The organism is Heyndrickxia sp. FSL W8-0423 (assembly GCF_038009395.1).
GTDB classification, from domain to species: Bacteria; Bacillota; Bacilli; order Bacillales; family Bacillaceae_C; genus Heyndrickxia; species Heyndrickxia sporothermodurans.
In genome coordinates this window covers 561,783-576,133 of sequence record NZ_JBBPBE010000001.1, presented here as the reverse complement: position 1 = coordinate 576,133, position 14,351 = coordinate 561,783, and the positions used below count along the sequence as shown (strand labels likewise).

Here is a 14,351-nt window from a genome sequence, read left to right as displayed (position 1 = left end):
CCGCTTCTAAAATCGAAATTTTGATAAAAAGTCTAAAAATTGCTTTTCCTTTGGATGCTCATATTTTAATATCGCATATGTTTTCGCAATTGGCAGCTTCAAAAAATGACAAGGTGCTTCTAGTAATCTGCCTTCTAATAATTCGCGTCTAACAGTAGAGGACGGAAGAAACGATATACCGAGTCCCTCAATAATGAATCGCCTCGTAACATGAACCTGGGAGACGGCCATTGTTTTTAGCATCGGAAATTGTGGACGCAGCGATTGTAGCAGACCATCCCAGTATTCCGGATGATTATGAGTGATTAAATGATGATTCCTTAGAAGCTCCTCTGCATCAAGCGGTGGAGCAGTTTCGCTATCCCTTCCGTCATGTGGAACTACAAGAATGACTGGATCTTCGTAAAGTGGTCGGCATATGAGATCGGAATTATTGAAATGTAAGCGTGAAAGTCCTAAATCCACTTCCCCCGTCAGAACGGCTTCAGATATATTCATGGAATCGAGAACTTGGACGGAAATCTCAATTTCTGGATGAATGAGCATAAATTGTTTTAATACATACGGCATGATAGATTCTGCTATTAATGGTGACATGGCTAATGTAAGCTTTTGTGAATATCCTTGACGAAAGCGATCTAAGTCGGCCATTCCATTTTCGTACACTTCAAGCATATTCTTGGCAATGGGTAAAAATCTTTTTCCTGCCTCGGTTAAGATCACCTTCCTGCCATCCCTTTCAAATAAAGGACTCCCAATCACTTCTTCAAGTAGTTTAATTTGAACCGTTACCGTTGGCTGCGAGATATAAAGCTCCTCCGCTGCTTTTCGGAAATTTTCATGTTTTGCCGCAGCTGTAAAGGTATGTAGCCATTTAAAATCCATTTTTTTATCCCCTGATTATAAAATTTAATTAATTTAATTATAATTGTTTAATTTTATTAATCAATGAAAGCAACTATACTTAAAGTATCAAATGCGAGAGGATGGTTCGATATGATTCAACACGGATTAAAAGGAGTTATTGCAGCAGAAACGGCAATTAGCTTTATTGATGGAAATAAAGGCTATTTAGTTTATAGGGGAAAAGAAGCGAAGGAAATCGCTTTAAATTATTCATTTGAAGAAGCTGCTTATTTCTTGTGGCACGGGACCTTCCCAACAAAAGAAGAACTAGCTTCTCTTAACCAAAAGCTGAAAAATAATCGAACTCTTCCTCAAAATATCGAAAAGATCATGCAGCTATTGCCAAATGATATGGAATTAATGAGCGTGATCAGAACGGTTGTATCAAGTTTAGGAAATTCACAATATAAATGGAAACCGACAATTGATGAAGCGATCCGTTTAACAGCAATCATCCCAACAATTATCGCTTATTGGAAAAGGAAAATATCTGGATTACAGCCAGTTGCTCCTAACGAGGACTATGGACATGTGGAGAACTATTTATATATGTTAACCGGAAAAAAACCGTTGGATGTACATGTGAAAGCACTCGAAACATATATGATCTTAACAATGGAGCATGGGATGAACGCATCGACCTTTTCTGCGAGGGTAACAGTGTCAACCAAATCGGATATGATTTCCGCAATCACCTCTGCGATCGGAACAATGAAAGGTCCACTGCACGGCGGCGCACCTTCAGATGTGACGATAATGTTGAACGAAATTGGAACGAAAGAAAATGCGGAATCTTGGTTACGAGCCAAACTAGAAAATGGCGAAAGACTAATGGGATTTGGTCATAGAGTTTATAAAACAAAGGATCCCCGCGCACTTGCTTTAAAGGAAAAAGCGTTAGAAATTGGTCAAGATGATCCATGGTTAGCCTTAGCGTTGCATGTAGAAGAAACCGCAATTCAACTTCTTGAAGAATATAAACCCGGCCGAAAACTATATACAAATGTAGAGTTCTTTGCCGCTGCGGTTATGAGGGCGATTAATATGGAAGATGATTTATTTACACCAACTTTCACTGCAAGCAGAGTGGTTGGTTGGAGTGCGCATGTGTTAGAACAAGCGGAAAGAAATGTGATTTTTAGACCGGAATCTCAATATATTGGTTCATTGCCTTTTTTAATGAATTGAGTAGGGATCATGCAGAAAATATGCTTAACTCATTTTAAATAAAAAAATTAAAAAAGCGAGAGAAAACTTGAAACCTTTAGGGACTGCAATCGTCAATAATAGTAGTAAATCAAAGGAGTACTAAAATGAAAAAAGTGGCTCTTACATCATTGATTGTAACTTTGCTCTTAGCTGGATGTAGCGAGATGGGAAAGTCTCCAGATAATATAAAGAAAAGGGATGACGAAGTTTCCAAAAATAAAAACACTTTAGTTGATGATCGGTCTGAACAAGGTGAACAAGATAAAAATAATCAATCGAATAATAACGATACAGCAAAGAAAAACGACAAAACAGATAATCAAACAAAAAATAGTGAAGGTGTTCCTGTAGTCGCTAACCCAACAGCGATAACAGTTATGGTAAACAAATCAAATGCATTGCCAGACGGTTATCGTCCAAACGATTTAGTGCGACCAAAGGTGAAGTATGTCTTTGGCAATCAGAAATTAGATAAGGCATTGATGCGAGCAGAAGCTGCAGCTTCACTTGAAAAAATGTTTAATCAAGCATCTTCACAAGGAATTCAGTTATATGCTGCTTCTGGTTTTCGTTCTTATGAAACACAGGATTATTTGTTTAAACAGGAAATTAAAAACGTCGGTCGCGAAAAAGCCGAGCTCGCCGTTGCAAAGCCAGGTACGAGCGAACATCAAACAGGATTAACGATGGATATTTCAGCACCAAGTGTCAACTATACATTGACACAAAACTTTGAGTCCAAAAATGAAGGAAAATGGTTAGCTGAACATGCACATGAATTTGGTTTTATTCTTCGTTATCCGAAAGGGAAAGAGGATATCACCAAATATCAATTTGAACCATGGCACTTTCGCTATGTTGGAAAAGAAATAGCAACTGAGATTTACAAAAAAGGCATCACATTAGAAGAATACTTTGATGGAAAACAAGGAATTTAATCCCGATATTCAATGCGCCCCCCGCATTTAATATAAATAAAAAATCCGTATTGCCTAATAAGGTAGTGCGGATTTTTCTTTTTTCCAATAGAGAGTTGTTTTACTTTGAACACTAAATAATATTTTAAACGCAGAGTGGATTGGAGCAGAAGGAGCTTGACTCCTGCGGGACATAGAGGAAAAGTCGAGACCCCACAGGCGCAGGAGCGCCGAGGAGTTAGAAAAGTAGAGGCGGCTTGCTTATCGACGTACGAACTGAAGGGCAGCGACTGAGAATCATCAATAATTTTTTCACAAAAGATGGGAAACTAAAGAACATCCCGGCACAACGTAAGAAAAAGCTTGTCATTCTTGCGCATATCGTAAAAGAGTTAGAGTTTGGAAAAATATATCCTGAAAAAGAGATAAATGAATTTCTAAAAAAATACCACGAAGACTATGCCACATTAAGAAGAGAATTAATTATGTGTCAGTTCATGTATCGTGAGAACAATCAATATGAAATGAACCCAAAAGATTTATGGTGGCTGAGATAAAAAATATGGAGGTAGTTCCATATTTTTTTGCAAAACTAATTAGATGCATATTTAATTAGATAGATTATAAAGTAGGTGAATGGAATGAATTTTTCACTTTTTAAAGCAGAACCTCAGTATCGAAAGTTGTTTGTTGCTGGGATTGTAAATGGGGTTGGTGACCGATTTAGTCAAGTGGCAATGCTTACAATGCTCCTTCAATTAACAGGATCTGGTTTTGCAGTAGGAGTGACGATGGCACTAAGATTATTGCCATTTTTAGCGTTCGGTCCGTTAGGGGGAAGGCTTGCTGATCGATTTTCAAGAAAAAGAATATTAATTATCACCGATCTTGTTAGGGTTATTTTTGCCTTATCCTTCCTGCTCGTAAATAGTAAGGACGATATTTGGATTATTTACATCGGTTCATTTGTATTAGCAGCAGGGGAGGCCATTTATGCTCCGACTCGTAAGGCGACGATTCCACGGCTTATTAAAAAAGAACATCTTGTTAAAGTAAATGGGTTGGAACAGGTAATGATTGGTATCGTATTAATCGGTGGTGCATTTTCGGGCGGGGTGGTTTCTTATTTATTTGGCCCGAATATAAGTTTCATGTTTAATGGGGCATCTTTTTTAATTGCGGCATGGTTAATTTCGTCAATAGTTTTTCCTGAGGCATTGGGAGGAAAACGGTCTCAAGGAGAATCAGCAAACTTATCCATGCTTAAAAAAGTACTTTTGGCATCCGTTCCACTTCAAATTATTTTGCTAGGGGAATGCTTAATCCCATTAATTAATGGGATTGATAATGTTTTAATAAGCGTTTATGCAGTGAATATCTTTAAGCTTGGCGATATGGGGGTTGGCTTATTTTATGGAGCGCTAGGGATAGGTTTAGTATTCAGTTTTGTGATCGCCAATCGTTTAAAAAGCAAATTACTGTTAATTGGATTTCTTTGCTTAATGTTAGAAGGGGTATCACTTGCCATGTTAAGTCAATCCAGTTATTTCATGCTTGCTTTGTTGTTCTTTTGTTGCACTGCCTTTATGTCGGGAATTGGAAATACATGCTTTGATACAGTCCTTATGCGAGAAGTCCCAGATAAACTTCAAGGAACGATATTTGGAATCATTGCAACGATTTCTAATACATTGTTAGGTATTTCAATGTTTTTGGCGGGAGTGGCATTAGAATTTATTTATCCACGTACTTTAGGACTTATTGGTGGTCTTTCTTTTATTATTATAGCGATCCTTCTTACGTGTGTGTTAACGATAAAAAAGTCCATATCAACCAGTTTGGAGGAAAAATCAAAGTGAATAGCGAACAAGATAATGATACGGCATTACATCTCATAGACAATAAAAGAAAATTATACACGAAATCATAGGGGGAACGAATCATGACGGACTTAATGAATATGACTGTTGAAGAAATATGGATGGATATTGAGAAATTAATGAAGGATAATCCGCAACCTTATAAGGATCTAAATGTGGTATACCAATTTGATTTATCTGGGGAAGATGGCGGTGTATTTCAGTTAGCTTTCTCTAACGAAACAGTACGCGTATTAAGGGAAGATTTTGAAGAGCCTTCGTGTACATTACAAATGAAAGTATCGGATTTTAAGAAATTTTTGCAAGGAAAAATGAACAGTACTGCCGCCTTTATGATGGGGAAAATTAAGGTTCAAGGAAGTGTCGGGCTTGCATTGAAATTAGAAGGACTGCTAGGACAATATGAATTCTAATATTACGATTCAATCGATTGTTGATTTGCCAGAAGCCGCGTCTTTTATAGCAGATTGTAACGGTGATCCATGTCAACATGTTGGTTATTGTGGAAGCAATCCAGAAGAAATTTTATATACACTGCAACACCATTTTTCTGATTTGCCTATACGGCAATCATTGATTGCTGCATATGATAATAAAGAATTAGTAGGTTTGTTAGGTTTAGATATTGATAAAGAGTTCATGGAAGCCGAAATTTGGGGTCCATTTATAAAGGGGAACGATTGGAATTCGATAGCAAATGAGTTATGGATGCACCTAATGGAGGAATTGCCAATCCAAATCAATCGCTTTAATGGCTTTTACAATACCGAGAACCATCACGCCGGAACTTTTATGCAACAGCACAATTTTATCAAAGGAAACATTCATTTATTGTTGAGTGCCAATCAGTCTCAGGAAAAACCGATAAATGATATTCATCTGCTAGACCTACCTCCTGAGGAATACAACCAATTTATTACATTACATGACGAATTATTTCCTCATTCTTATTATGATGGAAAAGGGATTGTAAAAAGGTTAAATAATGTAAGAAAAGTTATTGTAGCTGTAGAAAAAGGATTGATTCAAGGTTATGTGTATTTTGAGGCAAACCCTATTTTCGGTGAAGGGTGCATAGAATTTATCGGAGTCTCACCTAATCATAGGAAAAAAGGAATTGGAAGAACACTAATAAAGGCGGCATTATATCAATTATTTACTAAATTTCGCATAAGTGAAATACAGTTATGTGTAAGTGAAAAAAATTCAAGAGCCATAAATCTTTATACAAGTGCTGGATTTGTTGAAAAATATAAACTTATTTCTTATCGTAGCAATGAATAAAAAGATCCTCACTTACTTTAAGTATAGTGGGGTCATTTTTTTACATTGTTGTCTTGGCGCATTTATTATATTCATACTGTTATTTTCCATAGTGAAAAATGGAGTTAAAATTGAATAAAGTGTTTATCCTAAAAGTGAAAGGGAGAAAACCTGAAAGGGGATAAGATTGTTTTGTTTATAAGATTCTCGATTATTTCGTTATGGATGTTTATTGATCCCTTTTATCATTTGATTAGAAGGTTAAAATATATTGGATTTATTCAAAACAAAAAGGCAATTTTCCGGGTAAAGCTAACAAAATATAAAGGAAAAACATTTTTATTAGCGGATGGAACAGAAATTAAAAAAAATGACTGTTTGTTGAAAATTCATTTACACAATGTCCGTGTGTTAAAAGAAGTGATGTCGATTAGCCATCCCGTCCAGCGTACTAGAGTGATTTATAAAATGGTCGAACAATCCATGCCTTTATTAGCAAAATTTATTGAATCCCATCAAAGGAAAGAGGAGATTAAGGGGATTATCGGAATAACGATGTTAAACAAGGGTGTGAAGAAGCTGGGATTTGAGCTTATGTATCCGGAAAACAGATATTATATACATTTTAAACGACTCACGCAAACACCAATTTTTTTGATCTCCCATTCCACATTATCGATGAAGAAAATCAAAAATCAAAGACCAACTTACTTAGTTATGTCGAAGGAAAAACTATTTGAAAAATATTTAGGGGCTTAGGCCCTTTTTTTATGTTTAAATAATGTCATATTTTCTGACATTAAATTTGAAAAAGTCAAAAAAAAATCTTGACTTTGATGAAATTTCCTCTAAAATAATTAACAAATACATATCGTGTAACATTTTATAACATGAAATGTATTTATATATGACAATTATAGGAGGGGAAAGTATGGAAATGGTAATGAATACTGTTTGGGTTATGCTGGGAGCGATTTTGGTTATTCTTATGCAAGGTGGATTTATTTTATTGGAAAGTGGATCTACACGGATGAAAAATGCAGGACATATTGCTGGAAAAACAATCGTAACATTTGGGATTGGATCTCTTGTGTTTTGGGCTGTAGGTTATGCATTTATATTTGGCGAACATGCAAACTTCTTTGTTGGACTTTCTCATTTCTTCTACTCTGGCTACCAAATTGATGGTACAGATTTATCTTCATCGGTCTTCTTTCTCTTTCAATTAGCATTTGCCACAATCGCTTTAACGATCGCTTTTGGCGGGTTTGCTGAACGTGCTAAATTTTCCACATATGTTATTTTTTCAATATTATTTTCGGTTATTGTGTATCCTGTCGTTGCACATTGGATTTGGGGAGGCGGTTGGTTAGCCGAACACGGCAAACAAGATTTCGCGGGTTCAACTGTTGTTCATTTGACGGGTGCGATGGCGGCGTTAGCAGCAACTATATTATTAAAGCCTCGAATAGGTAAATACAATAAAGATGGTTCAGTGAACGCAATATATGGACATAATCAAGTCTTTACAGCATTAGGAGTCCTCATTTTATGGGTAGGTTGGTTTGGCTTTAATGCCGGTAGTACATTGTCAGTTGCTGATGGATTCTTCGGTTTTGTTGCCCTTAATACGAATCTTGCTGCAGGCGCAGGTGCGTTTGCTGCTCTTCTTATCTCATGGTTAGTACTAGGTAAATCAGATATAGGAATGATTTTAAATGGAGCTTTAGCAGGACTTGTTGCAATTACCGCATCGTGTGCATTTGTATCTGCTTGGGCAGCGGTAATCATTGGTTTTATCGCTGGGATTTTGGTCTTCTATAGCATGAGGTTTTTTGACAATAGGAAAATTGATGATCCAATTTATGCTTTATCTGTACATGGAACAGCGGGTGTTTGGGGCACGTTATCAACGGGATTTTTTGCAACAAAAGAACTTGCAACGGTAGGCTCACCAGGTCTGTTTTATGGAGGTGGCTTTCACCAACTTGGAGTACAGTTGACGGGAGTTGTGGTATCAGGTTTGTATGCGTTTATTGTGTCCTTTGTTATTTTATATGTGATGAAGAAGCTCATGAACGGCCTTCGAGTAACAGAAGAGGAAGAAATTATTGGTCTTGATTTAAGTGAACATGGTACTTATGGGTATCCGGAGCTAATTGCAAAAGAAAAAATTAGTTGAAGCAAATGGGGAAGGTTTGAATGATCAAAAAATAGTCGTTGTACCGTTGGAGGGAGGGTATAGAAATTCCTCATGAATGAGCATCAATCATTAGTAAGCTTGAAAAATAATTATTTATTCAAGTATTTTTCTGATAATAGATCCCTAAATCTGTTCCATGATCAAGTGATGAAAAAAGCATTTCAACTATCTATTAATCAAATAGGTCCTCCTCCATGCTCGTTTTCTTGGTTTGTCATGGGGAGTGCCGGAAGGTCAGAACAGGGAATCTTTAGTGATCAAGACCATGGGCTCGTTTTCGAGGATGATGATGAGAAAAATATGCTTTATTTTCGTCACCTAGGGAAGGAGCTGACAGATGAATTATATCGATTAGGCTATTCTTATTGTGAGGGAAAAGTGATGAGCTCAAATATTCTTTGGTGTAGGTCACATAAGGAGTGGGAAGAGCAAATCAACGGATGGATAGAGCAGGGAAGTTGGGAATCGATTCGAAATGCTACGATATTCTTTGATTCAAGGAATCTTGTGGGGAATGATGAATTTATTGAAGATTTAAAGAGGCAATTTCTTAACAAAATAGTTAGCAATCCAAATGTTTTAGAACGCTTTTTTGAAAATATACGACATGTAAGAAATTCGGTAGGTCTATTTGGACAAATTTTTGTTGAAACAAAAGGGATCCATCAAGGAGAAATCGATTTAAAATCTATGGCATACCTTCCTTATGTGAATGCCATTCGCTATTTAGCGATAAAAGAAGGGGTGTATGAAACATCTACCATATTACGAATGAATGCTTTGTCTAAAATGATGAGGTATGAGAAGGATATCCCTATTTACCAACGCTATTTTAAAAAATTATTAGCCTATCGATTATCACTTATTAATGAACGAACTTCTTGTCAAAGTATGAATTATATAAATGTAAAAAATATCGAGCGTGAGAAAAGAAAAGAGATAAAAGAAATTCTTCATCACGGTAAAAGACTGCATCGGTTCATTGAAACGATAGCGAAAGGCCTATAGGTGAATTATGGGTTTTGATTCAATGATTCGTTATATAAAGGAAAAAGGGTTAAATATCATTGAAGTGATGCAGGGCAGACAAAATGCTCAGCAGTTAGCATATGTTCGCCAGCTCCAAAGGGAAATAAATAATGACGAAAAGTTGTTTCTACCGTTACAACAATTACAATTTACTGTTTTTGATATAGAGACTACTGGTTTTTATCCAGAGCAAGGGGATCAAATAATTTCATTAGGCGCACTCAAAGTGAGAGAAGGAAAAATCTTTGAGGATACGCAGTTTTACTCATTGATTTATACGAATCAAGATATCCCTCCTGAAATCGAACAATTAACAGGTATTAGGAAAAGTGATTTGACCACTGCACCTTCCTTATCGGAGGTGATCTATCAGTTTTATCAATTTGTAAAAGATGATCCTCTCATTGCTCATCATTCATATCATGAGAAAAACTTTCTCCAGCATGTGAATTGGAAGCTTTATCGTTCGTCGTTTAATCATAGATTGATTGATACGTCTTTTCTGCTTCAGATAGCTGAGCCGACAATTCGTATTGTGAAATTGGAAGAGTGGTGCAACTATGCAGGAATTCCGGTGGAAAACCGTCATCATGCATTAGGGGATGCAATACTTACTGCTCAATTATGGTGTAAATACATTGAAAAGGTTCAAAAACTAGGAGTTATATCATTAATGGATCTATATGAAGAAGTTGCGAAAAGAAAAAAATGAATCTGGCAAATTTCGCATAGAAAAAACGAATGAAATACTTATATGTCAATGGTTTAAAGATTTTTAATCAAACGTTTGATTAAAAAGATAAGTGTTGGCTATTGGTGAGGAATAAGATTTATTGTTGAAAAAATCTTATTCCTTTTTCTTGTCAAAGTTATACTCAGCACAAGCAAGAAACAAAGCTAGTATAAGCTCGACCCAGGTAGGAATAGTAATACTACTCATCGATTCATCAACATAATGGAGGACAATCCAACTAATTAATATATCGAAAAACATTAAAACAATGAAATTCACTATATTACTGTTTACATAACTGATAATAAAACGAATAATTAACTTTGCAAAAACCTCGGCTATTAGGCAAATGAAAAAGAATTTTAAGATAAAGGAAATAAGTGCTTGATTTGAATCATATTGGACATTAAGTAAGCGGAAAAATCCTATTATCCCAAAAAAGTAAAGAGCTATGACAACTACTAATGCAAAAATAATTAAAAATCCGATAGATAGTATAGTAACCAGTTTTGAGGGGAAATTTAAATCTGAAAATTTTTCGTCATTATTCTTCATGAGTTCCTCCGAAGATTATTCTTATATCAATAATATCAGAATTTTTACAATAAAATGCAAAAAACACCTAAATGATTAGGTGTTCTTAAGATAGTGGAAGCTACATGGCACTGGCAGCCTTCTCGATAATTGGAAGCGTTAAATGATGGATTGTGATTTCAGGACGGCTTCCAATACGAATATTAAGACCTGTTTGTCCTAATCCTTCGCTAATATAAAATGGCTTTCCATCGTGGGTTTGCAAGCCTTTAATCATATTCATTCGTACGAGTTTTCCCATTTTCAGAAGATGGTATGGCTTTGGCCAATATATTTGTCCTCCGTGAAAATGGCCAGATAATAAATAATCAAAGTGAAAATTCTTCATTTTAAGCACAATATTTGGATCATGTGTTAAAACGAGATTATATCCGTGCATGAGTCCGTGATAGGATTTATCAATTTCACTCCGCTTAGTACTAAAATCGTCAATCCCGATAATGTTTAAACGATTCCCGTTTATCGTTAGAACGTCATTCTCATTTTGCATCGTTTTACACCCTTGATCTTCAAGCACTTTTTTTAATGTAAGAAAATTTGAATCCCGCAATACATAATCATGATTTCCAAATACGGCATATGTTCCGTATTTAGGATTAAGTTGGTTGAACACGTTTAAATAAGGAATCAGTTTTGGAATACTGCGCTTTCTATCTAAAAAATCACCAGTTAAAGCAATTAAATCAAATGATTGATCATTTAAACTTGCATAAAGCTTTTCTGGCGAAATGGAGAGATTTTCTAAATGTAGATCAGAGATTTGAAGTACTTTAATCGTTTGCCCATCTATCGTAGGGTGATTGACCGCTATATGATTTATCACGACATTTTGCGTGTTTTTATTTCCTTTATTAAAAATAATCATTAGAAAAGTAATGGCAATTATTGCGATTATCCAAATGTACAAACTATCCCCTCCTCACCTTTGATTATAATTGCTTAAAAGCAAGATTGTTAGCTGTAATTAATGGGAAAACGATTTCTAACTTGTTTTGCATAAGAAAAAAAGTCCTGATTCTAAAGTCAGGACTTCTTTATATGTGTATTCAAATTAATCGCTAAAAAGCGGCCTTCATCTTCTTTTGTTCGTTTAAAAATCGTTACTCCAACGTTGTCCTGAGCAATCATTCGATAATTTCGGAAAGGGATCTCAAGTGTGCCCGCAACAAAAAATCTAATGACCCAGCTGTGGGCTGTCACTAGAATCGTTCCTTCAGGATGCTGATTAACAACATCGTTTACAAATTCATTCACCCTCTGAAAAATTTCGAAAGCATTTTCACCTGTTTTCCCTGCTTTGGTAGAACCGGGATCCTTTAGCCATTGATCCCAATACTTTGGATCTTCAGCGATAAATACTTCTAGCCTTTTGCCTTCCCATTCACCAAAATTTGCTTCAATGAGTCTTTCATCATTTTGTATAGGAACGAATTCCTCGTGGTTTAATAAAATGTATTCTCCCGTTTCACGTGCCCTGCATAATGGCGAGGAGTAAGCACCTGTAAATTGTACATCTTGCAATAATGTAGCTGCCATCTGAGCTTGTTGTTTTCCAATATTTGAAAGCTTAATGTCAGTTCGTCCGCAATAACGATTTCCACTAGCATTCCATTCTGATTCTCCATGACGTACGAAATATATGATAGTCATTAGACCACCTCTTTTTAATAATATAGTTATTTAAGTATAACAAATCGGAATCTTTTTCAATAACTTAACAAAGAGTAACGCAATTGAAATATAAATGTAATATGATTGTGGCTCCTTTTGTCGAATAATGATGTTATAATAGCACCTGTGACAATAGACACGTATTTTTCTATTTATACATAATTAATAGAATAAATTTAAATTTTAATAGATTATGTTCGTATATTTATAAAGATCACGGGGGAAAAGAAAATGAGAAAGAGATTACTTACACTTGGTTTAGCGTCTGTAATTGGGACGAGCGCATTATTCTCTACCCAAAACGTTTTTGCATCCGAAAATGTAAATCAACAAATTCGTGCGAAAAAGCAAGAAATTTCCGATTTAAAACAAAATGAAATCAATATGCTTGCGGATATGAAACAAATCGATGCAAAAGTTGCACAGACTAATGCGGAAATGAACAAGACAAAGGCAGAAGTAGCAGATACAAAAAAAGAATCTGAACAATTAAAAGTAAAAATTGCAGATACAAAGAAAAGAATTGATGAACGTAATAAATTATTACAAAAACGTGCCCGTGCGATTCAAGAGAGCGGGAGTGTCGTAAGTTATTTAGATGTTTTACTAGAATCCGAAAGTTTCGGTGATTTCGTTGACCGCGCTATGGCGGTTTCTACCATCGTAAATGCTGATCAGAAGATTTTAGATGAACAGAAAAAAGATAAAGAATCACTTGAACAGTCCAAGAAAGAGCTTGCAAGTAAGCTAGAGAAAGTTCAGAAGGATTTAGATGATCTTAAAGATCTGAAAGAGGAATTACAATATCAAATTGATGATAAAAATAGTATTCTTGCAAAAATAAAAGAAGAACAAAAAAATGCATCAAGTGAATTAGGCAATCTTGAAGACCAGGCAGCTGCTGAAAAGGCTGCAGCAGAAAAGGCGGCACAGGAAAAAGCAGCAGCCGCTTCTACTTCTGAAACTACTTCAGGAACAAAAAGCAGCAGTTCATCAACTAATCATACGTCCACTTACACGGCGCCATCATCAACTGTAAAATTAGGCTCCGGAGGCATTGAAGCTGCGATAAGTGCAGGGTCATCTATTGTTGGTCGTTCTCCTTACAATTGGGGCGGCGGTCGTAGCAGCAGCGATATAGCAAGACGTTCATTTGATTGCTCTTCATTCGTTCGCTGGGCATATGCTGAAGGTGGAGTTAATCTAGGACCAGTTTCTGGAACAAATACGGATACACTAGTTGGACAAGGAAGGGCAGTAAGTTCTTCAGAAATGAAAAGAGGAGACTTAATCTTCTTTGATACGTATAAAACAAATGGTCATGTAGGAATTTATCTAGGAAATGGTCAATTCTTAAATGACAACAGTTCACACGGCGTATCAATTGATTCATTGAGCAACTCATACTGGAAAAAAGCATTCAAAGGTGTTGTACGACGCGTAGTTGAATAAAATAATAAGCAACCCCTAGCGAATACAGTATTCGCTAGGGGTTTTTTATACACTGACGTAGTGTTAAGTGAATCAAATTATCGTAGGAGAACTCGGATTCGGGAAGGAAAGACCAGGAATACATCGCTTACGTGCACGAATCCGCGAGATTCGGGAAGGAAAGACCGTGAACACATTGCTTACGTGCACGAATCCGCGAGATTCGAGAAGGAAAGACTAGGAATACATTGCTTACGTGCACGAACCCACAAGATTCGAGAAGGAAAGACCGTGAACACATTGCTTACGTGCACGAATCCGCAAGATTCGGGAAGGAAAGACTAGGAATACATTGCTTACGTGCACGAATCCACAAGATTCGAGAAGGAAAGACTAGGAATACATTGCTTACGTGCACGAATCCACAAGATTCGAGAAGGAAAAGTCAAGAACTCATTGCATTAGTGCACGAAAGGACAATGACATAACCTTTTTACGCATCACTCAAAAATGGA

The 14,351-nt window shown here is 36.1% G+C and carries 15 protein-coding genes; 11 read left to right on the top strand and 4 right to left on the bottom strand.

Annotation, left to right across the window (positions count from 1 at the left end; genetic code table 11):
- Nucleotides 1-6 precede the first annotated feature (6 nt).
- Entirely contained in the window at nucleotides 7-885 is an 879-nt protein-coding gene (locus MKY81_RS02805) for a LysR family transcriptional regulator (protein WP_341116624.1), read from the bottom strand.
- 111 nt (nucleotides 886-996) lie between these two features.
- On the opposite strand from MKY81_RS02805, the gene MKY81_RS02800 reads away from it, so the two are divergent.
- The 10 genes from MKY81_RS02800 to MKY81_RS02755 all read left to right on the top strand — a co-directional run bounded on the left by MKY81_RS02800 (nucleotide 997) and on the right by MKY81_RS02755 (nucleotide 10,119).
- Complete coding sequence (locus MKY81_RS02800) at nucleotides 997-2,094, top strand: citrate synthase/methylcitrate synthase (protein ID WP_108072912.1); 1,098 nt, start codon at nucleotides 997-999, stop codon at nucleotides 2,092-2,094.
- A gap of 125 nt (nucleotides 2,095-2,219) precedes the next feature.
- Nucleotides 2,220-3,053: a M15 family metallopeptidase gene (locus MKY81_RS02795; protein ID WP_341116621.1), complete on the top strand. Its 834-nt coding sequence runs from the start codon at nucleotides 2,220-2,222 to the stop codon at nucleotides 3,051-3,053.
- A gap of 236 nt (nucleotides 3,054-3,289) precedes the next feature.
- Nucleotides 3,290-3,589 (top strand): DUF2087 domain-containing protein, encoded by a 300-nt coding sequence (locus tag MKY81_RS02790; RefSeq protein ID WP_341116617.1) that lies wholly within the window; start codon nucleotides 3,290-3,292, stop codon nucleotides 3,587-3,589.
- Between the two features lie 84 nt (nucleotides 3,590-3,673).
- Nucleotides 3,674-4,891 (top strand): MFS transporter, encoded by a 1,218-nt coding sequence (locus MKY81_RS02785; protein ID WP_108072917.1) that lies wholly within the window; start codon nucleotides 3,674-3,676, stop codon nucleotides 4,889-4,891.
- An 83-nt stretch (nucleotides 4,892-4,974) separates the two neighbouring features.
- Nucleotides 4,975-5,325 carry an SCP2 sterol-binding domain-containing protein gene (locus MKY81_RS02780; protein WP_108072920.1) on the top strand — a complete coding sequence of 117 codons (351 nt, stop codon included), beginning with the start codon at nucleotides 4,975-4,977 and terminating at the stop codon, nucleotides 5,323-5,325.
- Nucleotides 5,315-6,196: a GNAT family N-acetyltransferase gene (locus tag MKY81_RS02775; protein ID WP_108072922.1), complete on the top strand. Its 882-nt coding sequence runs from the start codon at nucleotides 5,315-5,317 to the stop codon at nucleotides 6,194-6,196. Before MKY81_RS02780 ends, MKY81_RS02775 begins: the two co-directional genes overlap by 11 nt.
- 171 nt (nucleotides 6,197-6,367) lie before the next feature.
- A complete protein-coding gene (locus tag MKY81_RS02770; protein WP_341116612.1) occupies nucleotides 6,368-6,934 on the top strand; it encodes a YkoP family protein in 567 nt (188 codons plus the stop codon).
- Between the two features lie 172 nt (nucleotides 6,935-7,106).
- The gene (locus MKY81_RS02765; RefSeq protein WP_066232196.1) at nucleotides 7,107-8,357 is read left to right on the top strand and encodes an ammonium transporter; all 1,251 of its coding nucleotides are present in this window, start codon (nucleotides 7,107-7,109) and stop codon (nucleotides 8,355-8,357) included.
- 72 nt (nucleotides 8,358-8,429) lie between these two features.
- On the top strand, nucleotides 8,430-9,386 hold the full coding sequence (locus tag MKY81_RS02760) for a DUF294 nucleotidyltransferase-like domain-containing protein (protein ID WP_066232193.1): 957 nt from the start codon (nucleotides 8,430-8,432) through the stop codon (nucleotides 9,384-9,386).
- Between the two features lie 22 nt (nucleotides 9,387-9,408).
- Entirely contained in the window at nucleotides 9,409-10,119 is a 711-nt protein-coding gene (locus tag MKY81_RS02755; RefSeq protein ID WP_235993124.1) for an exonuclease domain-containing protein, read from the top strand.
- A gap of 135 nt (nucleotides 10,120-10,254) precedes the next feature.
- Here the strand turns inward: MKY81_RS02755 and MKY81_RS02750 are convergent, their stop codons facing one another.
- From MKY81_RS02750 to MKY81_RS02740, 3 genes are all read right to left on the bottom strand, one after another.
- The gene (locus tag MKY81_RS02750) at nucleotides 10,255-10,695 is read right to left on the bottom strand and encodes a YrvL family regulatory protein (RefSeq protein WP_066232188.1); all 441 of its coding nucleotides are present in this window, start codon (nucleotides 10,693-10,695) and stop codon (nucleotides 10,255-10,257) included.
- A gap of 100 nt (nucleotides 10,696-10,795) precedes the next feature.
- A complete protein-coding gene (locus MKY81_RS02745; RefSeq protein ID WP_445663936.1) occupies nucleotides 10,796-11,599 on the bottom strand; it encodes a metallophosphoesterase in 804 nt (267 codons plus the stop codon).
- A 158-nt stretch (nucleotides 11,600-11,757) separates the two neighbouring features.
- On the bottom strand, nucleotides 11,758-12,384 hold the full coding sequence (locus MKY81_RS02740) for a histidine phosphatase family protein (protein ID WP_341116605.1): 627 nt from the start codon (nucleotides 12,382-12,384) through the stop codon (nucleotides 11,758-11,760).
- Nucleotides 12,385-12,636: 252 nt separating this feature from the next.
- Between MKY81_RS02740 and MKY81_RS02735 the strand changes: the two genes are divergently transcribed.
- Complete coding sequence (locus tag MKY81_RS02735) at nucleotides 12,637-13,857, top strand: C40 family peptidase (protein ID WP_066232182.1); 1,221 nt, start codon at nucleotides 12,637-12,639, stop codon at nucleotides 13,855-13,857.
- Nucleotides 13,858-14,351: the final 494 nt, after the last annotated feature.

What these genes read in the sequence shown, in the direction of transcription:
- MKY81_RS02805 (WP_341116624.1), bottom strand. Translation starts at nt 885, where the DNA reads ATGGATTTTAAATGGCTACATACCTTTACAGCTGCGGCAAAACATGAA.
- MKY81_RS02800 (WP_108072912.1), top strand. Translation starts at nt 997, where the DNA reads ATGATTCAACACGGATTAAAAGGAGTTATTGCAGCAGAAACGGCAATT.
- MKY81_RS02795 (WP_341116621.1), top strand. Translation starts at nt 2,220, where the DNA reads ATGAAAAAAGTGGCTCTTACATCATTGATTGTAACTTTGCTCTTAGCT.
- MKY81_RS02785 (WP_108072917.1), top strand. Translation starts at nt 3,674, where the DNA reads ATGAATTTTTCACTTTTTAAAGCAGAACCTCAGTATCGAAAGTTGTTT.
- MKY81_RS02780 (WP_108072920.1), top strand. Translation starts at nt 4,975, where the DNA reads ATGACGGACTTAATGAATATGACTGTTGAAGAAATATGGATGGATATT.
- MKY81_RS02775 (WP_108072922.1), top strand. Translation starts at nt 5,315, where the DNA reads ATGAATTCTAATATTACGATTCAATCGATTGTTGATTTGCCAGAAGCC.
- MKY81_RS02765 (WP_066232196.1), top strand. Translation starts at nt 7,107, where the DNA reads ATGGAAATGGTAATGAATACTGTTTGGGTTATGCTGGGAGCGATTTTG.
- MKY81_RS02760 (WP_066232193.1), top strand. Translation starts at nt 8,430, where the DNA reads ATGAATGAGCATCAATCATTAGTAAGCTTGAAAAATAATTATTTATTC.
- MKY81_RS02755 (WP_235993124.1), top strand. Translation starts at nt 9,409, where the DNA reads ATGATTCGTTATATAAAGGAAAAAGGGTTAAATATCATTGAAGTGATG.
- MKY81_RS02750 (WP_066232188.1), bottom strand. Translation starts at nt 10,695, where the DNA reads ATGAAGAATAATGACGAAAAATTTTCAGATTTAAATTTCCCCTCAAAA.
- MKY81_RS02745 (WP_445663936.1), bottom strand. Translation starts at nt 11,599, where the DNA reads ATGATTATTTTTAATAAAGGAAATAAAAACACGCAAAATGTCGTGATA.
- MKY81_RS02740 (WP_341116605.1), bottom strand. Translation starts at nt 12,384, where the DNA reads ATGACTATCATATATTTCGTACGTCATGGAGAATCAGAATGGAATGCT.
- MKY81_RS02735 (WP_066232182.1), top strand. Translation starts at nt 12,637, where the DNA reads ATGAGAAAGAGATTACTTACACTTGGTTTAGCGTCTGTAATTGGGACG.